A 21916-nucleotide genomic window follows, 5' to 3' on the forward strand; every position below is an offset into this window, starting at 1 on the left:
CCTCTTTTACCGCGCCGAAGCAGGGCGGTCGTAACCCATTCGCGCCAGTGTGTCGACAATGGTTTGTGTCTGACTGTCGATTTCGATGTTCACCTTCATACCTTCTTTTATTGCGCCGAAAGTTGTGGCCCGCAAGGTTTCGGGAATCAGGTGTATGTTGAACCGGTTTCCCTCCACTTCACCAATGGTCAGGCTGGCTCCGTTGATCGCAATATAGCCCTTCGGAAAGATGTAACGAGCCCATTGATCCGGAACTTCAAGCCAGATAGTCACGTTGTTTTCCGGGCGCAGTATCTGAGCCACGTTTGCAGTTGAGTGTATGTGCCCGGAGAGCAAATGGCCGCCAATTTCGTCACCAATCCGCGCTGCCCTTTCAAAGTTGACTGTATCTCCGGGCACCAGACCGCCGAGAGTGGTCAGTCTCAGGGTTTCGTGCATGGCGTCAAAAAACAGTGTGTTCTCGGCTTGGCGCGTAACCGTCAGGCAGGTGCCGTTGATAGCGACCGACGCGCCAATATTTACGCCATCCGTTTTGCTGTCCGGCAAACGGATTGCGAAGGTACTCAACCCCGTGGCAGCGGTGACACCTTCAACAATAGCAATACCCTGAACAATACCGGTGAACATAAGCAGGCCTATATAGATAGCAATAGCGGATGGGAAGGATAACGAGCAAGGTTGCTGCTGCCAAGTTAGCGGGCGGAAAATCCCATGGTGAAAATCACAATTCAAGATCTGAGCAAGACTGCCGATACAATTTTTAACAGATTCATTTATAGAGGCTCCCTAACGCATTGGACAGTTTGCCATGGCCCAGAACCAGAATACCGCAGCAGCTTTAACAGGAACCGCCCAAGGTGCTGTATTGCACCCTGGGCGGTCGGCTGACCCAGTCCCTGCCCAGCCAGATGCAAGCTCGGCAATCAAGGCTGTCCCGGCACCATCGTCTCAAAACGAGGAGGTTACGACCAACGGTGTTGGTAGTGCTCATACCGGTACGGAGTCGCTGGACAATGTTGAGGCGACTGAAAGTGCAGGGCCGGTGCAGGCAGAATCCCGTCAGCGCACGCTGAGGCTGATGCTACGCCAGTGTGATCGTGTTCTGTTGATGGACTTTGACCTGCTGGCAATGAATGACTGGCCTGATAACTTCAGTGTTGCGTCAGCACGCCGCAGCCGTGATCTTTGGGTGTTCAGTGCGCTGGTGGCGGCAACCGTATTCCTCAGTGGGTTGACAGGCTTTGTGCCCGCCTGGGTTGCCGGTGGCGGATTTGGGGCTTTTGTCATTATTCTGCTATTGGGTATTCCAGTTGTTCGTCAGATTTACACATCGGCGCCTTCTTATCTGGACTTGCTGATCAAGCGCCAGCGCATGATGCGGGACGCACGGAAGCACGCCGAACATCTGGAGGGCGATGAGGGGCTGATCTGGCAGTGTGCCCGCATGACAGATTTTAATCCGGCTCTGAAAAATAGCCGGTTCAGCCGTCTTCTGCGTTTGTCGGAACAGAAAGTTCTTCCCCGGGCCCTGTCGCGCAGGGAGCATATAAGGCTCTATCTGATTTATCTTCTTGAAGCGGAAAAGGCTTATGGGAGAGTTCAGGCGGCGTTTTTTGAAGGTAACCAGGAAGCTATCGATCGTGGTTGGCAAAAGGCGGTTGCGGAGCCTGAGAGCCGGGCTTGACATAGATGTGCGTCAAACGTATGTTTCAAACAGACGTTTGCTAGAGGCACTGAAAACAAAATGGCCCAGTCAGATACAGTTGACCGAATCCTTGATGCCGCAGAAGAACTGTTCGCTGAACGTGGTTTCTCGGAGACCTCACTGCGCATGATCACCAGCAAAGCCAGAGTAAACCTGGCCGCTGTGAATTACCACTTTGGTTCCAAGAACGCGCTGATTCATGCAGTTTTTGGTCGTTTTCTGACGCCGTTTTCAGCGACGCTCGAAAACGCATTTGATGAGCTTGAAGCGCGTTGCGGTGGAAATCCGCCAACTTTGAATCAGACCCTTTGGGCGCTCACTGAAAGTGCCGTTCGCATGCCCCAACGGAATGAAAAGGGTATTTCAATTTTCATGCGGCTGCTCGGGCTGGCCTATACTCAGTCGCAAGGGCATCTGCGTAAGTTTCTTGAGCTGGAATACGGAGAGCCGTTCAACCGTTTCATGCGGTTGTTGAAGGAAGCCACGCCCCAGCTCTCGGCTGTGGATCGATACTGGCGCATCCAGTTCATGCTTGGTGCTACTGCTTTTACCATGTCCAGTAGCGATGCCCTGCAAGATATTCTGCGTAACAAGCTCGGCGTGGAAACCACGGTTCAGGAAATTGCCGCGCGCCTTGTTCCCTTCCTTGCCGCTGGCATGCAGGCGCCCGATGCTTTGCTCGTTCCTCCCACATCAAGCAAGATCCCGGTTGCCTGACTTGCGCCCTCTCGGTTAGGCTTCCTGCTGAATCCTGAAGGGAGCCCGACCCGTTGTGAACCATCACAACCAAAGTGTCTTTTCAATTGAGATCAGCCTCGAAGGCCAAAGCCTTGCGCTGCTTGATGCCAGCGGCGGTGTTATCGTTCGCTATCCGGTGTCCACAGCGCTCAATGGTGCGGGTGAGCAGGATGGCAGTGGTTGTACCCCGAGAGGGGAACACTACATACGCGCCATGATCGGTTCCGGGCTACCAATCAATACTGTGTTCCGTGCTCGTCGTCCAACTGGAGAGGTCTATAGCCCGGGACTTGCCGCCAGCCACCCTGGCCGTGACTGGATCCTGAGTCGCATCCTCTGGTTATGCGGTCTGGAACCGGGGAGAAATCGCGGTTCCGGTGTTGATACCTTCCGCCGCTTTATCTACATACATGGCACTCCTGACATAGAGCCCATGGGGCTTGCGCTATCCCACGGATGTGTTCGTATGCGCAATGCTGATGTCATTGAATTATTTGACCATGTCCGGCCCGGTATTCCGGTTACGATTCGTTGAAACCAGATTGATAACACTGATTAGAGGATTCCGATGATTGGCGAAATGATGTCCATGCTGAATGGCTGGATCGAAAACTTTGGTGTGCTGTCTGAGGGATGGCGCGTGAGTATTGTGGTGTTCGCGCTGGTTTTCGGCACCGCCACAATTGCTTACATTGCCAGCCATATCATCGGCGCCTTGGAGCGCAAGTTCTCGAAAACCAATAACCTCTGGGATGATGCGCTGCTGCACGCTGCACGTGCGCCGGTTGTGGCATTTGTGTGGCTTCAAGGGGTTTACTGGGCCGCCGAGGTGGCTCATCACTATTCATCAGCAGAAATCTTCAAAGTTAACGAGACTTTACTTCAGGTAGGCTTCATTTTTATCTCTGTCTGGGCCGTGCTCAGGATGATCAAAGAAGTGGAGGGTATTCTCATCTCTCCGGTGAAAATGAAAAAGCCCATGGATTACACCACGGTCAACGCGATCAGCAAGCTTTCAAGAGCCGTGGTGCTCATCACGGCCGTGCTGATCAGCCTGCAGTCTCTGGGCTATAGTCTTTCGGGCGTGCTTGCCTTTGGTGGCGTGGGTGGTATCGCTGTGGGTTTCGCAGCCAAGGATCTGCTTGCCAACTTTTTCGGTGGTTTTATTATTCACCTGGATCGGCCGTTCAAGGTCGGAGACTGGGTCCGCTCGCCGGATCGCAATATTGAAGGAACCGTGGAACAGATCGGGTGGCGGCTTACCACTATCCGGACGTTTGACAAGCGCCCGCTCTATGTACCCAATGCGACGTTTACAACCATTGCAGTAGAAAACCCTTCGCGCATGACCAACCGGCGTATTTCCGAGACCATTGGCATCCGCTATGCGGATGTCAGTGAGATGGCAACGATTGTTGCAGATATCCGCTCGATGCTTGAAAAACACGAAGATATTGATAGCAAACAAACGCTGATTGTGAATTTTCTGGCTTTCAGCCATTCGTCGCTGGATATCATGGTTTACGCGTTCACTAAAACGACCCAATGGGTTCGTTATCACGAGGTGAAGCAGGATGTGCTGCTGAAGATCAGCGACGTAATTGTTGGTCATGGCGGCGAGGTAGCCTTCCCGACGCAAACCTTGTATATCCACGATGATAGCCGGCCTTCTGAACACGAAGACACTCACGACGAGCAAACCGAAAATGACGATGAGCGCGATAATAAACGGGCGTCGCGAAGCAACGGAGTCGGTGCCAGGCGCGATCGTAGCCGCCGCCACGACACCCAGGCGGGGGACGAAGGTGAGCAGTCCCTGGGCGACGCAGAGGGAGATGGCGACTGATGTCTGAAACCGACGGTGCGATTGGCATTATTGGCGGTACCGGCCTGACTACCCTGTCGGGCCTTGAGATTGCGGGGACGCGAACCATCGAAACCCCTTGGGGCGCACCATCATCCGAGTTGACTGAAGGGCGGCTCGACGGCCAGCGGGTCGCGTTTCTTTCCCGGCATGGCAATCCCCATAAAATTCCGCCCCATGAAGTTAACTATCGGGCGAACATAAAAGCCCTTTATGACGCTGGTGTTCGCACCGTAATCGGAGTGAATGCGGTGGGCGGGATACATCCGGATATGGGCCCCGCAAGCGTGGTTATTCCAGATCAGATCATTGACTACACCTGGGGCAGGGCAGGTACGTTCTTTGAGGGTAATCTCGATAAAGTGACCCACATCGATTTCACCTGGCCATACGACAAAAACGCGCGAGACCTACTGATGCAGGCAGCAACCGCTCACGATGTTGCGTTTACAGGGTTTGGTGTTTACGGCGCAACCCAGGGGCCGAGGCTGGAAACAGCAGCGGAAATACGACGTATGGAGCGCGATGGGTGTGATCTGGTAGGGATGACCGGCATGCCGGAAGCTGCCCTGGCAGCCGAATTGGGAATGCGGTACGTGTGCCTGGGTCTGGTGGTGAACTGGGCGGCAGGGAAGTCTGACCACATCATTACCATGGAAGAAATCGAAGCGGCCATCGAGCAAGGGATGTCTGGTGTCAGGAAGATCCTTGAAGTCTCGATGACCGGCCTTGGAACTCTTACTGCTTTGCCTCAACCTTCTTGAAGAATACAAGTACGCCGATGGTGGGGGAGTCCAGAAAATGGATTTCCTCGCTCCGCATCCGGCGGGTTTCGCGGATCCAGGTAAGTAGCTCCAGCGGCACCTCAGGCTTCAACGTCAGCTCTGCTACCGAAGTAGAGGTAGAGGCAGGGTTGGCGCCTTGAGGCTCTGCTGGGTTGTCTTGAGTTATTCCCGCGGTAGCAATCTTTCCTTCCTGCCAGTGGTTCAGGTGAACGGCAACGTGCAGGTAACGTTGTCGGTCAATCGTGATATGCCCTTCGATCGCTCTCTGGCCCGCCTGTTGCAGCCAGTCTCCAATTTCAATGCGCAGAGGTTGACCCTTGTAGTCTGGCGGGAAGGCTTCGTACCAGCCTGCCGACATGAGCACGCGGTAGCGACCGCTTCGTTCCAGCCGGTTTGCAGCGTTACCCAAATGAAGCTGGTTGCGTGACACTAGCTTGAGGGAGGAACGAGTCGCCCCGTCGCCGGCGACAGTATAAAGGGTCTCGCTGGTATCCACCGGAGCCGACACTTTGCGGTTAACCATGCGCTCGTTCACCGCGGCCGGATCGACGATGCGCTCCAGAATCACAAACTCTGCCCGGTAATAGTCGTCGGGCGTTTGCTGCGCATGGCTTGCCATGGCAGTTGTGAACAGAAGACCCGTTAGTAGTGCACGTGCCAGTAGCCGGTATAAGCGATTACCATCAGTCTGCAAGAGGTTGCTCCAGTTTTATTCAGGCCCTTTTTACAGGCGGTATTTAGGCGACAGTCAGGCGGTAGCGGCGCTTGGTGCAGGCACCAGTTCGCTCAGCATCCCGGAAATGCCGTCGAGTTTACCATTGGTTGAGACGTCCTTCAGCCGAAAACGAAAGCTGTTGGCGCCTTCAAGGCGATATGTGGCCGGCGCAGATTGCATCTTCTTAACCAGAATTAGCGGATCCACGGGGGTGGAGCTGCCGAATTCAATACGCGCCCACTCCTTGCCAGCGTCCACTTTCACGATGCCCAGGGCCTCTGCCTGAAGCCGAAGCTCGGTTTGCCGTACAAGATTTTTCGCCGGTTCCGGTAATAATCCGAAGCGGTCAATCATTTCAACCTGAAGTTCTTTTAATGCATCGCGGTCGTTGACGCTGGCAATCCGTTTGTAAAGCATCAACCGGTTGTGAACGTCTGGCAGGTAATCCTCCGGAATAAGTGCCGGTATGCGAAGGTTCATTTCTGTACCGTGGCTAAGGGGCAGCTCTGCATTGGGTGTGCGGCCCTCCCGAATGGCTTTCACCGCCTCGTCCAGCAATTGCATGTACAGGGTAAAGCCGATGCTTTCTATCTGGCCGCTCTGTTCGTCGCCCAGCAACTCGCCGGCGCCGCGAATCTCAAGGTCGTGGGTTGCCAGCATAAAGCCGGCGCCAAGATCCTGGGCCTCGGAAATCGCTTCGAGGCGCTTCCTGGCGTCGGCCGTTATGGCTTTTGGTGGTGGTGTCAGAAGGTAAGCGTAGGCCTGGTGGTGAGACCGGCCAACCCTGCCACGTAGCTGATGCAGCTGCGCCAGGCCGAATTTGTCCGCGCGTTCAATAATAATGGTGTTGGCGCTGGGAATGTCGATGCCGGTTTCGATGATGGTGGTGCACACCAGCACGTTGAAGCGCTTGTGGTAGAAATCCGACATGATCTGTTCAAGCTGTCTCTCCCGCATCTGGCCATGGGCCACACCCACACGCGCTTCCGGAACCAGCCGGCGCAAATCCTCTGCGGTTTTCTCGATGCTTGCGACATCGTTGTGCAGGACATATACCTGGCCGCCACGCAAAACCTCGCGCAGGATGGCTTCTTTGACCATCGGCTCATCGCGCTGACGTACAAAGGTTTTCACCGAGAGACGTCGGGCCGGTGGTGTGGCAATAATGGACAGATCTCTCAAGTGGCCCATGGCCATGTTAAGCGTTCTGGGAATAGGCGTAGCGGTGAGATTCAGCATATCTACTTCAGCGCGCAGAGCCTTGAGCTTTTCTTTCTGGCCGACGCCAAATCGGTGTTCTTCATCAATAATTACAAGCCCCAGGTTTTTGAAGCGGATGTCGCCCTGAAGTAGCTTGTGAGTACCGATGACGATATCGGCTTTGCCGCTTTCCGTGGCTTCCAGTGCCTTGCTGGTCTGGCTGGTGCTACGAAAACGGCTCAGCAGTTCGATATTGACCGGGGTATCCGAGAAGCGGTCACGGAAGGATTCGTAGTGTTGTTGGGCCAACAGCGTTGTGGGTACCAGCACTGCGACCTGTTTTCCCGACCAGGTCGCCAGGAAAGCGGCGCGCATGGCCACTTCGGTTTTACCAAAGCCGACATCACCGCAGATCAGCCTGTCCATGGGCTTCTCATTGGTCATATCTTCGAAGACGGCCTGAATGGCAACCTGCTGATCCGGCGTCTCCTCAAAAGGGAAGCCTGCAGCAAAGGCGCGATAAGCTTCCTTTGGATCTTCGAACGCGAATCCTTTGCGGGCTTCCCGGCGTGCGTAAACGTCCAGGAGCTCGGCGGCGGTATCGCGGATTTTTTCCAGGGCCTTTTGTTTTGCAGTGCTCCAGCGCTCGGTGCCCAGTTTGTGCAGAGGCGCGTGTTCTGTGTCTGCGCCAGCGTAGCGGGAAATCAGGTGCAGGCTGGACACAGGTACGTACAGTTTTGAGCCGCCGGCGTATTCGAGCATCAGAAACTCGCTCGATTCGCCTTCTACGGTGATGGTTTCCAGGCCAAGATAGCGGCCAACGCCGTGGTCGATATGCACAACGGGTGAGCCGACTCTTAGCTCGGACAGGTCACGGTAGCCGTCGTCATTCAGCTCTGTGGGCTTTTCACGCCGCCTGCGCTGCAGCACGCGCTCGCCGAACAGTGCTGTCTCTGTAATCAGGGCCAGGTTGTGGCCGGGTAGCACAAGCCCCTGCTCCATGGGCGCAATGGTGATGCCCAGTGTTCCGCTGCCGTCAGCCAGGAAGTCCCGCCAGCTTTCAAAACCTTGTAGCTGAAGCTGGTGCTCTCCCAGATTTTCAATCAGGGCCTCGCGCCGGCCTGAAGACTCGGCGCAAATCAGCACGCGCCCGGCAAAGTCCTTTATAAAGCGCTTCAATTGGCCGGCAGGGTCTGCGGCCCGCGCATTCATGGCGATATCCGGCAAGGCCTCGCTGGCGCAGTTAACTGCCCCGCTGCCTTCTGCGGGCTCGGGCGTCATGGTTACCCGCGGAAAGGCTTTCAGGTGCCCAAAAAGTTCGTCCTGCAGCAGAAACAGGTTGGAGGGCGGAAGAATAGGTCTATGCCGGTCGTGTCGGCGGTCTTCGAATCGATTGCGGGTTTCCGCATCAAAGTGGCTGACTGCGTCGTTCAAGCCTTCGGCTGTAACGACGTGGGTGCTGCCGGGCAGGTAATCGAACAGGGTGGCCGTGTGGTCGAAAAACAGCGGTAAATAGTATTCGATGCCCGGGGGTGTAATGCCGTGAGTCACATCCTGGTAGATGGGCGCGTTTTTGTCCGCGTTTGGAAACTGCTCGAACCAGCGCCCACGGAATCCGGAGCGGGCTTCCTTGTGCCAGGGGAATTCATAGGCAGGGAGAAGTTCGATGCGCTCAATCCGGTCAATGGAGCGCTGGGTTTCCGGGTCGAAGGTGCGAAGGGTCTCAACTTCGTTATCAAACAAATCGATCCGGTAGGGCAGATTCGAGCCCATGGGGAATATATCGAGTATGGAGCCGCGAACGGCGTACTCGCCGTGCTCATAGACGTTTTCGGCGTGCCGGTAGCCTGCGGTTGCAAGTTGCATGCGCCAGTTGTCGATATTCAGTGATTGCCCCGTCTCAAGCAACAGGGTGTTGCCCTGGAGGTAGTTCACCGGGGGTAAACGGTGCATCAGGGTTCTCGCTGGTACGACGATAACCCCATGCTGGATGCCGGGCAGGCGGTGCAAGGTGCGGATGCGCCGCGACGTTATATCCTGATGCGGAGAAAACAGATCGTAAGGCAGGGTTTCCCAGTCTGGAAGTGACAAAAGTTCCAAACCATCCGCTGTAACCGTGGCTCCATCCTCCTCTGGGGGCAAACCCAGGAAAAACCGCATGGACTGCTCCAGCCGAATCGCATCTGCGGTGCTGCGGGTAATCACCAGGGTCAACCCCTTGTGAGCCCGCGCGCTTTCGCAAATGGCCAGGGCGTCACTGCTGCCATGCAATTGCCCCCAGGTGCGGTTATCGCCCGGTTTCTCGGGAAATAGAGGCGCAATCAGTGTTTGCAGTGAAGCGGGAGTCTGGGCACCTTGATTCATGGGCAGTCGTTTTCTCCTGCATTAGGTGTTTGGGAGACCGAGGGAGCCGGCGAGGCGGCTATTCTAACGTTCACAGATGACGGTGTCATGGCGGCAGTTATACGATGTCCGTGCCAGTTCGTATTTGCCGTTGGTCGCTTTAAGTTGGATAATGCCCGACCTTAATTATTCCACGTGCGAAACATAGGGGTCCCTACCGTGAGTCACGAACAGATGAACCAGTGCCTGTCCAACTGGATGGACAGAGAATCTACTGCGGAGGCTATGATTCCGCTGATTGGCCGTCTTTACCGGAAAAACAACGTTGTTACCTCCGTATACGGTCGTGCGATTATCAATCAGTCGGTGATCGATATTATTCGCGCTCACAGATACGTGCGTCAGGTGGAACAAAGTGAGCTGTCTGTGCACGACACTCTTCCTCTACTGCAAGCCATGGATCAGATGGATCTCGGGCGCGCGCACGTTGACATCGGCAAGCTGGCGGTAAAGTTCAAGGAAGAAGGTGGTGACCTGGTCGAGTTTCTGAAAAAAGAAATCGGGCCGGTGATTGGTCAGTATCCTTCCCAGTCGGAAGAAGATGCCAGCAACGGCACTAAAGACGTTGTGCTTTATGGCTTCGGGCGTATCGGGCGCCTGCTCGCTCGCATCCTCATTGAAAAGGCAGGTGGTGGCAATAACCTCCGCTTGCGAGCGATTGTGGTTCGCCAGGGTGGCGCCGAAAACGATCTGCAAAAGCGCGCCAGCCTGCTGCGTCGCGATTCTGTACACGGTCCTTTTGATGGCACCATTCGCGTCGACGAGAAAGAGTCTGCGCTGATTGCCAACGGTAACTTCATCAAGGTGATCTATTCAGACGGCCCGGACAAGGTGGATTACACCCAGTATGGCATTAACAATGCCATTGTAATTGATAACACCGGTATTTGGCGTGACGAAGAGGGCTTGGGCCTGCACCTCAAGTCCAAGGGCGTGAGCCGCGTTATGCTGACGGCGCCGGGCAAAGGCGATATCAAGAACATCGTTTACGGCATTAATAACGACTGGATTACCGACGAAGACAAGATTCTGTCGGCAGCCTCATGCACCACCAACGCCATTACTCCGGTTCTGAAAGCAATTTACGATGAGTACGGCATTGAAGACGGCCATGTTGAGACGGTCCACTCTTACACCAACGACCAGAACCTGATCGATAACTACCATAAAGGCAGTCGTCGTGGCCGGAGTGCCGCGCTGAACATGGTAATTACCGAGACGGGAGCGGCAAAGGCGGTGTCAAAAGCGCTTCCTGAGCTGAAAGGAAAGCTCACGGGGAATGCTATCCGGGTGCCTACGCCGAATGTTTCCATGGCGATCCTGAACCTCAATCTGAAGAAAGAGGTTGATGTAGAAAGCGTCAATGATTACCTGCGTGAGATGGCTTTGCACTCTGAGCTGCAGAAGCAGATCGATTTTGTGAACTCTCCGGAAGTGGTGTCCACAGATTTCGTTGGTTCACGCCATGCCGGTGTTGTTGATGCGCAAGCCACGATTGCCGCGGGCAAGCGCCTGATTCTCTACGTGTGGTACGACAACGAATTCGGGTACAGCGCGCAGGTGATTCGGGTTGTAAGCCAGATGGCGGGTATCGATTACCCCATCTTTCCGAAGCGCACACGCGACTGAATTCAGTGCGTCAGAATTGGCGCTGTCAGTTCCACAAACCCGGCGCCGGAAGTCGCCGGGTTTTTTGTTAACGACGACTGGCCACTGCGAGATTACGTTCCGGTACAAACCTGTTCTCGTTTCAGGTGGAAATAGCTTGCCTTAGACTCTATAATTGGCGCGATTTTGGGTATGTCTGTCCCCCCGTTTCTCAACCGTTTCTGGGCCGCAGGGGGCAGGCCATACAAATGCATAGAATAGTTTCTGATGATTGGATGAGGCTAATGATCAAGATCAAAAAAGGCCTGGATCTTCCCATCAGCGGCGCTCCCGAACAGACCATCACAGACGGCAAGCCGGTTCGCCATGTTGCGTTAATCGGTTTTGACTATATCGGCATGAAGCCGACGATGGCTGTACAAGAAGGAGACCGTGTCAAGCGCGGTACGCTGCTGTTCACGGACAAGAAGACCGAAGGCGTTCGTTATACATCACCTGCCGCTGGCGTGGTGAAAGAAATCAACCGCGGTGAGCGTCGGGTTTTTCAGTCAATTGTCATCGAAATCGATGGTGACGAGGCCGAGACCTTTGCCCGCTTCAGTGACTCGGATCTCGCAGGTCTGGAACGTCAGCAGGTGGTTGATAACCTGGTTGAGTCCGGTTTGTGGACGGCGTTCAAGACGCGTCCCTACAGCAAAGTGCCTGAGATCGACACGGCCCCGCACTCTATTTTCGTTTCTGTTATGGACACCAACCCGCTGGCGGCTGATCCCACTTTGGTGATCGCTGAGAATGCGGCCGCGTTTGAGAATGGCCTGACCGTTCTGGGCCGGCTCACCTCTGGCAAAGTGTTCGTGACCGGCCGGCCCGGATCCAACGTGTCCGTCCCGAAAGCCGATAACATCGATGTTCAGCAGTTTGATGGCTTGCATCCCGCCGGCAATGTCGGAACGCATATCCACCATCTTGATCCGGTGTCTGTCTCGAAGTGCGTCTGGACAATTAACTATCAGGACGTGATCGATGTAGGCCAGCTGTTTACATCCGGCGAACTGAATGTTGGCCGTATCGTTGCGCTGGGTGGTCCCAAAGCCCTGAAGCCGCGTCTTGTTCGTACCCGTCTGGGTGCCAGTCTGGCTGAGCTTCTCGATGGTGAGGTGGCGACGGACTGCGATGTGCGCGCTATTTCCGGTTCCGTGTTTGGCGGTCGTCGCGGCGAAGGTTCCTGTGCGTACCTTGGCCGTTTTGCCAATCAGGTGTCTCTGCTGGAAGAGGGCAACAAGCGCTATTTCATGGGATGGCTGACACCGGGCGTGAACAAGTTCTCTGTTCTGAACATCTATCTGTCCAAACTTGCGGGCGGCAAGCTGTTCGATTTCACTACCACCACCAATGGTAGTGAACGCGCGATGGTACCTGTAGGTGCCTACGAAAAGGTTATGCCTCTCGATATTCTGCCTACCCAGTTGCTACGTGCGCTGATTGTGGGTGATACCGAAATGGCTCAGAAGCTCGGCGCTCTGGAACTGGACGAAGAAGATCTGGCGCTGTGCACCTTCGTGTGCCCGGGTAAATATGAATACGGTCCGATTCTCCGCGAGAACCTGACCCGAATCGAGATCGAGGGCTAATACGATGGCTATCAGGCAGTTTCTCGATGGAATCGAGCATCATTTCGAAAAAGGTGGCAAGTATGAGCGCTGGTATGCTCTGTACGAAGCCGCTGACACTATTTTCTACACGCCCAGTTCGGTAACGTCCACAACCTCGCATGTGCGTGATGGCGTTGATCTAAAGCGCATCATGATCACGGTCTGGATATGTACCTTCCCGGCGATGTTCTTTGGTATGTGGAACATTGGCTTCCAGGCTAATAGCTTTCTGGCGTCCAATCCGGACGCATTGATCGCGGATGGCGGTCTGCGCGCAGCCTTCATACAAGCCCTTGCGGTTACAGGTGCTGGCGCTGGCATTTGGGATAACTTCGTGTACGGGATGGCTTACTTTATTCCTGTTTACGCCGTTACCTTCGTGGTTGGAGGCTTCTGGGAAGTGCTATTCGCGACAGTGCGCCGCCATGAGGTGAATGAAGGCTTCTTCGTGACCTCGATCCTGTTTGCGTTGATTTGCCCTCCGACGATCCCGCTTTGGCAGGTCGCTTTGGGTATCACCTTCGGTATCGTGATCGGTAAGGAAGTTTTCGGTGGTACCGGCAAGAACTTCCTGAATCCGGCGCTGACTGGCCGTGCGTTCCTGTACTTTGCTTACCCGGCGCAGATTTCTGGCGACACTGTATGGACCGCGGTCGACGGTTTCAGTGGCGCAACAGCCCTGAGCTGGGCCGCGAGCGGTGGCCTTGACGCGTTGGAAAGCAATATTGGCTGGATGAACGCATTCATGGGCTCAATTCAGGGTTCGATGGGCGAGACCTCAACGCTGGCCGTTCTTATCGGTGGGTTGATTCTTATCGGCATGCGAATTGCCAGCTACAGGATTGTGGGCGGTGTGCTGATCGGCATGATCGGTATGGCCGTGTTGCTGAACCTTGTCGGTTCTGAAACCAATCCGATGTTCGGGATTCCGGCGCACTGGCACCTGGTTATGGGTGGCTTCGCCTTCGGTATGATGTTCATGGCGACGGACCCGGTTTCAGCGGCAATGACCAATACCGGCCGCTGGTGCTTCGGCATCCTGGTGGGCGTAATGACCATCCTTATCCGGGTTATCAACCCTGCATTCCCGGAAGGCATTATGCTGGCGATTCTGTTCGCTAACCTTTTTGCTCCGCTTATGGATCATTACGTGGTTCAGGCCAACGTCAAAAGGAGGCTCGCTCGTGGCTAAAGCTAAAGAAACGGTCTCCAGAACGCTGTTTGTTGCTCTGGTACTGAGTATTGTGTTCTCTGTTGTGGTGTCTACCGCTGCTGTCGTGCTCCGCCCGGCGCAGATCAAGAACCAGAACCTGGATATCAAAACCAACATCCTGTCTGCCGCGGGAATGCTTCCCCAAGGCGCAGGCGCCGAAGAGATAGAAGAGGTCTTTGCGCAATTTGAAGTGCGCTTGGTAGATCTGGATACCGGTGACTATGTAGAGCCGTCTTCCGTGGATGTAAAAGATCCCATGAAGTACGACATGTACAAAGCCGCTTCTGACCCCAAGATGTCCACCAAGATTCCTGCTTCGGAGGACAAGGCCGGTATCAAGCGTCGTCCCAACATCGCCAAGGTTTACACCTTGAGTGAAAACGGGAACCTGAAGCGCGTGGTGTTGCCAATTCATGGTTACGGACTCTGGTCTACTCTTTACGGCTTCATGTCCCTTGAAGGTGACCTGAACACCATTGAAGGTCTCGGTTTCTATGCTCACGCAGAAACACCGGGCCTCGGCGGTGAAGTGGATAACCCGCGGTGGAAATCCCAGTGGGCAGGTAAAGAGCTTTACGGTGAAGATAAAACCGAACCTCAGATCCGCCTGATGAAGGGTGGCGTAGGCGCCAATACCCCTGATAAAGAACACAAGGTTGATGCGCTCTCAGGTGCGACGCTGACCAGTCGTGGCGTTCAGCAATTGGTTAACTACTGGATGGGTGACCGGGGTTACGCACCGTTCCTCAAGAAACTTCGTGAAGGGGAGGTCTGATCATGGCCGAAGTAACTGCCAAACAGGTTCTTTTCGAACCGATTTTCAGTAACAACCCGATCGGGCTGCAGATCCTGGGTATCTGTTCCGCGCTTGCCGTAACCACCAGCATGAACGTCACCATCGTTATGTGCCTGTCGGTCATTGCGGTTACCGCGTTTTCCAACCTGGCGGTATCGCTTGTTCGCACGCAGATTCCGAACAGCATCCGGATCATCGTACAGATGACCATTATCGCCTCCCTGGTAATCGTGGTTGATCAGATACTCAAAGCCTATGCTTACGAAATAAGCAAACAGCTGTCCGTATTCGTTGGCCTGATCATTACCAACTGTATTGTTATGGGGCGTGCTGAAGGTTTCGCCATGAAGAACGGCCCTTGGCTGAGCTTCCTGGACGGCGTCGGTAACGGTATGGGCTACTCGATCATGCTGCTGTTCGTGGCGTTTTTCCGCGAGCTGCTTGGTGCGGGCTCACTGTTTGGTGTAACGCTGCTGTCTCCGGTAAACGAAGGTGGCTGGTACATAACCAACGGTTTGCTGTTGCTGCCGCCGAGTGCGTTCTTCATTATCGGCCTTGCAATCTGGGGCCTGCGTGCCTGGATGCCAGAGCAGGTAGAAGAGCCGGACTACAAGATGTCTCGCCACACCCATAAGGAGGCCTTCTGATGGAGCACTATATCAGTCTGCTTCTCAAAGCGATTTTCATTGAGAACATGGCTCTCGCGTTCTTCCTGGGTATGTGTACGTTCCTGGCCATTTCCAAGAAAATTGAAGCGGCTACGGGCCTTGGTATCGCCGTTGTTGTTGTTCTGACGCTGACCGTGCCAGTCAACAACCTGATCTACAACAACATCCTGCGTGAGGGCGCGCTGTCCTGGGCAGGCTTGCCGGATGTGGATCTGAGCTTCCTTGGGTTGATCACGTACATCGGTGTTATCGCAGCCATCGTTCAGATCATGGAAATGATTCTGGACAAGTATATACCGGCACTTTACTCCGCATTGGGCGTGTTTCTGCCGTTGATAACGGTGAACTGCGCGATCATGGGTGCTGCACTGTTCATGGTAGAGCGTGACTACACGTTCAGTGAAAGTGTGGTTTACGGCTTTGGTGCTGGCGTGGGCTGGGCCCTGGCCATTATTGCCCTGGCCGGTATCCGTGAAAAGCTGAAGTACAGCGATGTTCCGGATGGGCTGCGTGGCCTGGGTATCACCTTCATTACCGTAGGTTTGATGTCCCTTGGCTTCATGTCTTTCTCCGGGATTTCCCTGTAACTCATCCGGTGATTCGGTTTAACGAAAAGGCGAGACCATGTATACAGAAATAATACTCGGCGTGGTCATGTTCACCGTTATCGTTCTGGCGCTTGTGGCGATCATCCTCGCGGCGAGATCCAAACTGGTAAGCACCGGTGATGTGACCATCGAAATCAATGACGATCCGGAACATACCGTGAAAACGGAAGCCGGTGGCAAGCTTTTGGGCACCCTGGCGGGCAGCGGAATTTTCCTGTCTTCAGCCTGTGGCGGCGGCGGTACCTGTGCGCAGTGCAAGTGCAAGGTGTTTGAAGGCGGCGGTGCCATGCTGGCGACGGAAAAGACCCACTTCACGAACCGTGAAGAGAAAGAAGGCTGGCGCCTGTCGTGCCAGGTCCCGGTCAAGCAGGACATGAAAATTGAGGTGCCTGAGGAGTTCTTTGGCGTCAAGAAGTGGGAATGTGAGGTTGTCTCCAACCATAACGTGGCCACGTTTATCAAAGAACTTATCCTGAAGCTGCCTGAGGGCGAGGAAGTCGATTTCCGCGCTGGCGGTTATGTTCAGCTGGAATGCCCTTCTTACGAAATCAATTTCAAGGATTTCGTTATTGAAGAAGAGTTCCACGGCGATTGGGACAAGCTGGACATCTGGCGCTATAAGGCAATCAACAAGGAAGAGACCATTCGCGCCTATTCCATGGCGAACTATCCGGAGGAGAAGGGCGTTCTCAAGTTCAATATCCGTATCGCTACTCCGCCTCCGGGAACTGATCACCTGCCGGGCATTATGTCCAGTTACGTGTTTAACCTGAAGCCGGGTGACAAGGTTACGGTAATGGGACCATTCGGTGAGTTTTTCGCCAAGAAAACCGAGGCGGAAATGGTGTTCATTGGTGGTGGTGCCGGTATGGCGCCCATGCGGTCTCATATCTTTGATCAGCTAAAGCGCCTGAACTCCAAACGCAAGATCAGCTTCTGGTACGGTGCCCGGAGCGAGCGTGAGATGTTCTACGTCGAAGATTTCGACGGGCTTGCTGAAGAGAACGACAACTTCGAATGGCATGTTGCCCTGTCTGACGCGCAGCCTGAGGACAACTGGGAAGGCCCGACGGGCTTCATCCACAACGTACTCTATGAGAACTACCTGAAGGATCACCCTGCGCCTGAAGACTGCGAGTTCTATATGTGCGGGCCCCCGATCATGAACGCGTCGGTTATCAAGATGCTGAAAGATATGGGTGTTGAAGACGAGAACATCATGCTGGATGACTTCGGAGGCTAAACCTTTCAGATGACATCCCGCATGTTAGAACCCGCCCGGGTGGCCTTTGCCAGCGTCTTCATGATGCTGGCACTGGTGGCCCTGGCGGGTTGTTCGTTTCAGCCAGATGAGGAAATCTGGGAGATCTCCGGGCCGGTGTTTGGTACCAGCTACCATATCAGCGTTGTCTTACCGGAAGACCACGAGAAACTTGAGGCGCTGGCGAAAGGCATTGAAGACGCTCTTGAAAGCGTTGATGCGTCCATGTCGACCTGGCGAGAGGATTCGGAGCTGTCGAAACTGAATCGCCGGGAAGATCAATCGGACTGGATTCCGGTTTCGGACGCACTTTTTGAGGTGCTGGCCAGAGCGGATGAGATTTCGCGGCTGACAGACGGCGCGTTTGACGTGACCATCGGGCCAGTAGTGAATCTCTGGGGCTTCGGGCCGGAAGCGAGACCTGAAAAGATTCCGTCAGAAGAAAGTCTGGATCGAGCTTTGGCTACTACGGGCTATGAGCAACTTGCGCTCCGGCCTGAGCCGCCCGCGTTAAAGGCGGCAGTGCGCCAATACATCGATCTCTCCGCGATCGCAAAAGGTTACGGTGTAGATGTTGTGGCTCGCTATCTCGATAGCGAAGGCATAGAGGCGTACCTTGTCGAAATAGGCGGGGAAATCCGTACCAGCGGCAAGAAGCCTGACGGCAACGTTTGGAGGCTCGCTGTTGAACAGCCGGTTGAAGGCACAGAGCATAGGATAAACCTCGTTGTTTCGCTGCCTTCCCGTTCAATGGCCACCTCCGGAGACTATCGTAACTATTACGAATCGGATGGGCGCCGTTTCTCCCATACAATAGATCCTGAAACCGGACAGCCGATAGCGCATCATCTGGCGTCTGTAACGGTCATCGCAGATGACAGCATGACCGCTGATGCGCTGGCGACGGGTTTCACGGTGATGGGTTATGAGCGAGCAAGTGCGCTCGCAACGAGGGAGAATATTCCCGCCTATTTTATTATCCGGACGGAAAGCGGGTTTGAGGGACATCAGACTCCGGCGTTTTCGTCCTACGTTACTCAGTAAGGGGAAGCCAACATGGGTACCTTTCTTCTGGTTTTATTGATTGTGGTTCTGCTGGTAGCCGGTATGGCTGTTGGCGTCATATTTGGCCGCAAGCCGATCAGCGGCACTTGTGGCGGCATTGGTGCGCTTGGCATCAGTTCGTCCTGTGATATTTGCGGTGGCAACACCCAGAAGTGCGAGGAGGAAAACCAGCGTGTGGCCTCCGAGGCCGTAACGCCTGAGGAACTGGCATACGATGCGACCAAAGCGGATCGTAAGCAGTAAATGCTGGCAGGCTTGGAATAATCACAATTATTTTTTCACGACGTAGATAAGGAGTCACTGCGCGCATGGCGGAACATCATTACGACGTCGTCGTTATCGGTGCTGGACCTTCAGGTGAAGGTGCAGCAATGAATGCGACGAAGCATGGCAAGCGTGTTGCTATCGTTGAAGACAAGCCTACAGTGGGAGGCAACTGCACCCACTGGGGCACGATTCCTTCCAAAGCTTTGCGCCACTCGGTCAAGCAGATCATTACCTTCAATACCAATCAGATGTTCCGGGATATCGGAGAACCCCGCTGGTTCTCGTTTCCCCGTGTACTTCAGAGCGCACAGAAGGTTATTGGCAAACAGGTAAAGCTGAGAACCCAGTTCTATTCCCGTAACCGTGTGGATCTGATCAACGGGCGCGCGTCGTTTCTCGACAACAACCGGCTCGAAGTCCGGGGTAACAAGTCCGTTGAAATACTGAACTTCAAACAGGTAGTAATTGCGACTGGCTCACGCCCTTATCTGCCGCCAGATGTGGATTTTCGCCATCACCGGATCTACAACTCGGATACCATTCTCAACCTGTCTCATACGCCCCGCACGCTGGTCATTTATGGTGCCGGTGTTATCGGTTCGGAATACGCCTCCATCTTTGCGGGCCTTGGTGTGAAGGTTGATCTGATCAACCCGGGCAGTCGCCTGTTGTCATTCCTCGATGATGAAATCTCGGATGCCCTGAGCTACCACCTTCGCAACAATGGAGTGTTGGTGCGCCATAACGAAGAATATGCGTCTGTTGATGGTGATGATCACGGCATCGTGCTTTCCCTGAAGTCCGGCAAGAAGATCCGGGCGGATGCGTTTCTCTGGTGCAATGGCAGAACAGGGAATACCGATAGCCTCGCGCTTGAAAATGTTGAGCTGGTTCCTAACGGTCGCGGGCAGTTGGCGGTTGATGAGCACTATCGTACTGAGGTGAAGAACATCTATGCTGTTGGCGACGTAATCGGTTGGCCCAGCTTGGCGAGTGCCGCTTATGACCAGGGGCGATCTGCATCCTCGGCTATTGTTCATGATGAGCACTTCCGGTTCGTTTCAGACGTGCCCACGGGTATTTATACGATTCCCGAGATCAGTTCTGTCGGCAAAACCGAGCGCGAACTGACAGAAGCCAAGGTACCCTATGAAGTCGGGCAGGCCTTTTTCAAGGACCTCGCCCGGGCGCAGATTACCGGTGAGGCGGTTGGCATGCTGAAGCTCCTGTTCCACCGTGAGACCAGAGAGATTCTGGGCATTCATTGTTTTGGCGACCAGGCTGCCGAGATTGTTCACATCGGCCAAGCGATCATGAACCAGAAGGGTGACGCCAACTCTCTCGATTACTTTATCAACACAACCTTTAACTACCCGACCATGGCGGAAGCTTACCGGGTAGCTGCGTTGAACGGCCTGAACCGAATCTTCTGAACGATTCCGGTTCAACTGGCGGGTAATGCCTCATTACCCGCCGTTTTGTTTTCCTGGCGACCAGGCAGCGTGAGTGAGGCGCTTGTGCGGTTATCAAAGAACATCCGCGTGCTCGTAGGGTAATCCGTGATAATGCTGTCTACTCCCATCGCTTCAAGATGAAGCATGTCCTGGATGCGGTTAACCGTCCAGCAGGAGACGTGCATTTCCCTGCGGTGAGCATTCTCCACGAGTTCCGGGGAGCATAATTTCCAGTTAATGCACAAATAGTCACAGCCCAGCCCGGTTGCTATGCGAAGCGGCCTCGGGAATCGACGTTCTGTCACCAAACCTGTGCGTATGCGTTTATTTCTTCTGCGTATTTCTTTCAGAAACCAGGTGTCTGACGAGGTAATTGCTGCTGTCTGGTAAAGATTGCGATGCTGGATAATTTCCGTTAACCGGTTGCACAGAACATTGAGCCTGGCGCGAGAATCTTTTTTTACCTCAAGCTGGAAGTGCTCGATATCATTGAACTGGTCCAGCAAATCTTCCAGTGTCGGTATACCCGCTCTTACAGGCCATGTGCTTGTGTTCCGGCGAGCGTCCATAGCTGCCAGCTCAGCAGCCGTGTATTGGCCAACGTTACCTTTCTGGCCGGTTGTGCGGTCGGTGGTGAGATCGTGCACAAGTACGGGCTTGCCATCTTTCGACAGCACAAGGTCCAGCTCAAAATGCCGAATGCCCTGCCGATAGGCATGCCTGAATCCGGGCAGTGTATTTTCTGGGGCTTCACCTTTGGCGCCCCGGTGTCCGTAGACAATCATTCCGGTGTTTTACCTCTCAAGCGTTGATAAATAGCCTGGCGTTTTTTCCAGGTATCGTGACATAGGCGTATGTCTTCCAGGTAGGCTGACAGCTCCTCCATCAGCAGGGCCTGTGGGCCATCAACCAGAGCTTTCTCGGGCTTGGGGTGGAAGTCCACCAGAACCATATTGGCCCCTGCGATCACGCCCTGTGCGGTTGCGTGCACCACATCCAGGATGCCATCCGGTGCTTTCTCTCGGGTACCTACCGAGTGTGAGGGGTCGACACAGACGGGCATGCGTGTCAGCCGCTTAACAGCCGGTACATGGGCGAAATCCACCATGTTGCGGTGCGGCTGGCCGGCTTCAGTTTTCATGCCTCGCAAACAGAAAATAACGTTCGCGTTGCCTTCACTGGCGAGATACTCCGCCGCATTCAGGGATTCATTCAGCGTGATGCCGAATCCGCGCTTGAGCAGAACCGGATAGGTGGTTTGCCGACCGATGGCTTTGAGAAGTTCAAAGTTCTGGGTGTTCCGGGTACCGACCTGCAGCATGACCCCGGTTGGTCGCCCGAGTTTTTCCAGGCAGGTGTCAATTTCCTCAATGTGGCTCTCATGGGTGATCTCCATGGCGATCACTTTGATACCGTGTTTGCCGGCTTTTTCGAAAACCCACGGCAGGCAGCCCTTACCATGCCCCTGAAACGAATAGGGGTTGGTGCGGGGCTTGTAGGCACCCATGCGTGTACAAACTTCGCCGTGTTCCTCGAGAGCCTTCAGCATCATTTCAACGTGCTCGGGGATGTCTACAGCGCATAGCCCGGCAAAGATGTTGAGATTGGACTGGTTGAAGTCCACGCCGTTGTAGCTGAAGCCCGTTTGCCGATTGTCATCCCGGTGACGCCCCAGTATCCGGTAATCTTCGGATATGCGGATGGCGCGCTCGACAGCCGGCAGCGCTTCGATTTCCGCCATATCAAGTGGTTTGGTGTCGCCCAGAAGATAAACTTCGGTCAGCCGCTGACTGACGCCCTGAATCTCATGCACCCGCACGGTTACACCCGGCAGGTGCTCCAGAAAATGCATGGTCTGGCGATAGGCGTCGCTGTCCAGGGGCGTGTTGGGATGAAGAATGGCTAGCATGGGGC

General features: G+C 54.6%; 20 protein-coding genes. 15 read left to right on the forward strand and 5 right to left on the reverse strand.

Annotation, left to right across the window (positions count from 1 at the left end; translation table 11 throughout):
* Positions 1–6: 6 nt before the first annotated feature.
* A complete protein-coding gene (locus FFI90_RS02330) occupies positions 7–627 on the reverse strand; it encodes a riboflavin synthase subunit alpha (protein ID WP_144776152.1) in 621 nt (206 codons plus the stop codon).
* 181 nt (positions 628–808) lie between these two features.
* Between FFI90_RS02330 and FFI90_RS02335 the strand changes: the two genes are divergently transcribed.
* From FFI90_RS02335 to FFI90_RS02355, 5 genes are all read left to right on the forward strand, one after another.
* Positions 809–1684: a hypothetical protein gene (locus FFI90_RS02335; protein ID WP_144776154.1), complete on the forward strand. Its 876-nt coding sequence runs from the start codon at positions 809–811 to the stop codon at positions 1682–1684.
* A 60-nt stretch (positions 1685–1744) separates the two neighbouring features.
* A complete protein-coding gene (locus FFI90_RS02340) occupies positions 1745–2422 on the forward strand; it encodes a TetR/AcrR family transcriptional regulator (protein WP_144776156.1) in 678 nt (225 codons plus the stop codon).
* Positions 2423–2513: 91 nt separating this feature from the next.
* Positions 2514–2978, forward strand: coding sequence for a L,D-transpeptidase family protein (locus FFI90_RS02345; protein ID WP_425463084.1), 465 nt, complete (start codon positions 2514–2516; stop codon positions 2976–2978).
* Positions 2979–3011: 33 nt separating this feature from the next.
* Positions 3012–4289, forward strand: coding sequence for a mechanosensitive ion channel family protein (locus tag FFI90_RS02350; protein WP_144776160.1), 1278 nt, complete (start codon positions 3012–3014; stop codon positions 4287–4289).
* The gene (locus FFI90_RS02355; RefSeq protein WP_144776162.1) at positions 4289–5071 is read left to right on the forward strand and encodes an S-methyl-5'-thioinosine phosphorylase; all 783 of its coding nucleotides are present in this window, start codon (positions 4289–4291) and stop codon (positions 5069–5071) included. The genes FFI90_RS02350 and FFI90_RS02355 overlap by 1 nt, the downstream gene beginning before the upstream one ends.
* On the opposite strand, the gene FFI90_RS02360 is transcribed toward FFI90_RS02355, so the two are convergent.
* Both FFI90_RS02360 and mfd read right to left on the reverse strand, forming a co-directional pair.
* A complete protein-coding gene (locus tag FFI90_RS02360; RefSeq protein WP_246123288.1) occupies positions 5046–5786 on the reverse strand; it encodes a CsiV family protein in 741 nt (246 codons plus the stop codon). The genes FFI90_RS02355 and FFI90_RS02360 overlap by 26 nt on opposite strands.
* Positions 5787–5840: 54 nt before the next feature.
* Complete coding sequence (gene mfd, locus FFI90_RS02365; protein ID WP_144776164.1) at positions 5841–9371, reverse strand: transcription-repair coupling factor; 3531 nt, start codon at positions 9369–9371, stop codon at positions 5841–5843.
* A gap of 213 nt (positions 9372–9584) precedes the next feature.
* Between mfd and FFI90_RS02370 the strand changes: the two genes are divergently transcribed.
* From FFI90_RS02370 to sthA, 10 genes are all read left to right on the forward strand, one after another.
* Positions 9585–11039 carry a glyceraldehyde-3-phosphate dehydrogenase gene (locus FFI90_RS02370; RefSeq protein WP_246123382.1) on the forward strand — a complete coding sequence of 485 codons (1455 nt, stop codon included), beginning with the start codon at positions 9585–9587 and terminating at the stop codon, positions 11037–11039.
* A 263-nt stretch (positions 11040–11302) separates the two neighbouring features.
* A complete protein-coding gene (locus FFI90_RS02375) occupies positions 11303–12649 on the forward strand; it encodes a Na(+)-translocating NADH-quinone reductase subunit A (protein WP_144776168.1) in 1347 nt (448 codons plus the stop codon).
* A gap of 4 nt (positions 12650–12653) precedes the next feature.
* Positions 12654–13862, forward strand: coding sequence for an NADH:ubiquinone reductase (Na(+)-transporting) subunit B (locus tag FFI90_RS02380; RefSeq protein WP_144776170.1), 1209 nt, complete (start codon positions 12654–12656; stop codon positions 13860–13862).
* A complete protein-coding gene (locus FFI90_RS02385; RefSeq protein WP_144776172.1) occupies positions 13855–14658 on the forward strand; it encodes a Na(+)-translocating NADH-quinone reductase subunit C in 804 nt (267 codons plus the stop codon). The genes FFI90_RS02380 and FFI90_RS02385 overlap by 8 nt, the downstream gene beginning before the upstream one ends.
* A gap of 2 nt (positions 14659–14660) precedes the next feature.
* Complete coding sequence (locus FFI90_RS02390) at positions 14661–15326, forward strand: NADH:ubiquinone reductase (Na(+)-transporting) subunit D (RefSeq protein WP_144776174.1); 666 nt, start codon at positions 14661–14663, stop codon at positions 15324–15326.
* Positions 15326–15934 (forward strand): NADH:ubiquinone reductase (Na(+)-transporting) subunit E, encoded by a 609-nt coding sequence (gene nqrE / locus FFI90_RS02395; protein ID WP_144776176.1) that lies wholly within the window; start codon positions 15326–15328, stop codon positions 15932–15934. Before FFI90_RS02390 ends, nqrE begins: the two co-directional genes overlap by 1 nt.
* Before the next feature lie 37 nt (positions 15935–15971).
* Positions 15972–17198: an NADH:ubiquinone reductase (Na(+)-transporting) subunit F gene (gene nqrF / locus FFI90_RS02400; RefSeq protein ID WP_144776178.1), complete on the forward strand. Its 1227-nt coding sequence runs from the start codon at positions 15972–15974 to the stop codon at positions 17196–17198.
* A gap of 9 nt (positions 17199–17207) precedes the next feature.
* The gene (locus tag FFI90_RS02405) at positions 17208–18260 is read left to right on the forward strand and encodes an FAD:protein FMN transferase (protein WP_144776180.1); all 1053 of its coding nucleotides are present in this window, start codon (positions 17208–17210) and stop codon (positions 18258–18260) included.
* A gap of 12 nt (positions 18261–18272) precedes the next feature.
* A complete protein-coding gene (gene nqrM, locus FFI90_RS02410) occupies positions 18273–18524 on the forward strand; it encodes a (Na+)-NQR maturation NqrM (protein WP_144776182.1) in 252 nt (83 codons plus the stop codon).
* A gap of 65 nt (positions 18525–18589) precedes the next feature.
* Positions 18590–19981 carry a Si-specific NAD(P)(+) transhydrogenase gene (gene sthA, locus FFI90_RS02415; protein WP_144776184.1) on the forward strand — a complete coding sequence of 464 codons (1392 nt, stop codon included), beginning with the start codon at positions 18590–18592 and terminating at the stop codon, positions 19979–19981.
* Positions 19982–19992: 11 nt separating this feature from the next.
* Here sthA and FFI90_RS02420 read toward each other — a convergent pair whose 3' ends face one another.
* Both FFI90_RS02420 and FFI90_RS02425 read right to left on the reverse strand, forming a co-directional pair.
* The gene (locus FFI90_RS02420; protein ID WP_144776186.1) at positions 19993–20787 is read right to left on the reverse strand and encodes a glycerophosphodiester phosphodiesterase; all 795 of its coding nucleotides are present in this window, start codon (positions 20785–20787) and stop codon (positions 19993–19995) included.
* Positions 20784–21911, reverse strand: a complete 1128-nt coding sequence (locus tag FFI90_RS02425) for a 3-deoxy-7-phosphoheptulonate synthase (protein WP_144776188.1) — start codon at positions 21909–21911, stop codon at positions 20784–20786. The genes FFI90_RS02420 and FFI90_RS02425 overlap by 4 nt, the downstream gene beginning before the upstream one ends.
* Positions 21912–21916: the final 5 nt, after the last annotated feature.

Origin of the sequence: Marinobacter maritimus (assembly GCF_007671675.1) — a bacterium.
GTDB lineage: Bacteria > Pseudomonadota > Gammaproteobacteria > Pseudomonadales > Oleiphilaceae > Marinobacter > Marinobacter maritimus.

Bases quoted from the DNA above. Each gene is read 5' to 3' on its own strand.
- FFI90_RS02375 (WP_144776168.1), top strand. From the start codon at position 11,303: ATGATCAAGATCAAAAAAGGCCTGGATCTTCCCATCAGCGGCGCTCCC.
- FFI90_RS02355 (WP_144776162.1), top strand. From the start codon at position 4,289: ATGTCTGAAACCGACGGTGCGATTGGCATTATTGGCGGTACCGGCCTG.
- sthA (WP_144776184.1), top strand. From the start codon at position 18,590: ATGGCGGAACATCATTACGACGTCGTCGTTATCGGTGCTGGACCTTCA.
- FFI90_RS02335 (WP_144776154.1), top strand. From the start codon at position 809: ATGGCCCAGAACCAGAATACCGCAGCAGCTTTAACAGGAACCGCCCAA.
- nqrF (WP_144776178.1), top strand. From the start codon at position 15,972: ATGTATACAGAAATAATACTCGGCGTGGTCATGTTCACCGTTATCGTT.
- mfd (WP_144776164.1), bottom strand. From the start codon at position 9,371: ATGAATCAAGGTGCCCAGACTCCCGCTTCACTGCAAACACTGATTGCG.
- FFI90_RS02370 (WP_246123382.1), top strand. From the start codon at position 9,585: ATGAACCAGTGCCTGTCCAACTGGATGGACAGAGAATCTACTGCGGAG.
- nqrE (WP_144776176.1), top strand. From the start codon at position 15,326: ATGGAGCACTATATCAGTCTGCTTCTCAAAGCGATTTTCATTGAGAAC.
- FFI90_RS02340 (WP_144776156.1), top strand. From the start codon at position 1,745: ATGGCCCAGTCAGATACAGTTGACCGAATCCTTGATGCCGCAGAAGAA.
- FFI90_RS02425 (WP_144776188.1), bottom strand. From the start codon at position 21,911: ATGCTAGCCATTCTTCATCCCAACACGCCCCTGGACAGCGACGCCTAT.
- FFI90_RS02405 (WP_144776180.1), top strand. From the start codon at position 17,208: ATGACATCCCGCATGTTAGAACCCGCCCGGGTGGCCTTTGCCAGCGTC.
- FFI90_RS02420 (WP_144776186.1), bottom strand. From the start codon at position 20,787: ATGATTGTCTACGGACACCGGGGCGCCAAAGGTGAAGCCCCAGAAAAT.
- FFI90_RS02350 (WP_144776160.1), top strand. From the start codon at position 3,012: ATGATTGGCGAAATGATGTCCATGCTGAATGGCTGGATCGAAAACTTT.
- FFI90_RS02380 (WP_144776170.1), top strand. From the start codon at position 12,654: ATGGCTATCAGGCAGTTTCTCGATGGAATCGAGCATCATTTCGAAAAA.
- nqrM (WP_144776182.1), top strand. From the start codon at position 18,273: ATGGGTACCTTTCTTCTGGTTTTATTGATTGTGGTTCTGCTGGTAGCC.
- FFI90_RS02390 (WP_144776174.1), top strand. From the start codon at position 14,661: ATGGCCGAAGTAACTGCCAAACAGGTTCTTTTCGAACCGATTTTCAGT.
- FFI90_RS02330 (WP_144776152.1), bottom strand. From the start codon at position 627: ATGTTCACCGGTATTGTTCAGGGTATTGCTATTGTTGAAGGTGTCACC.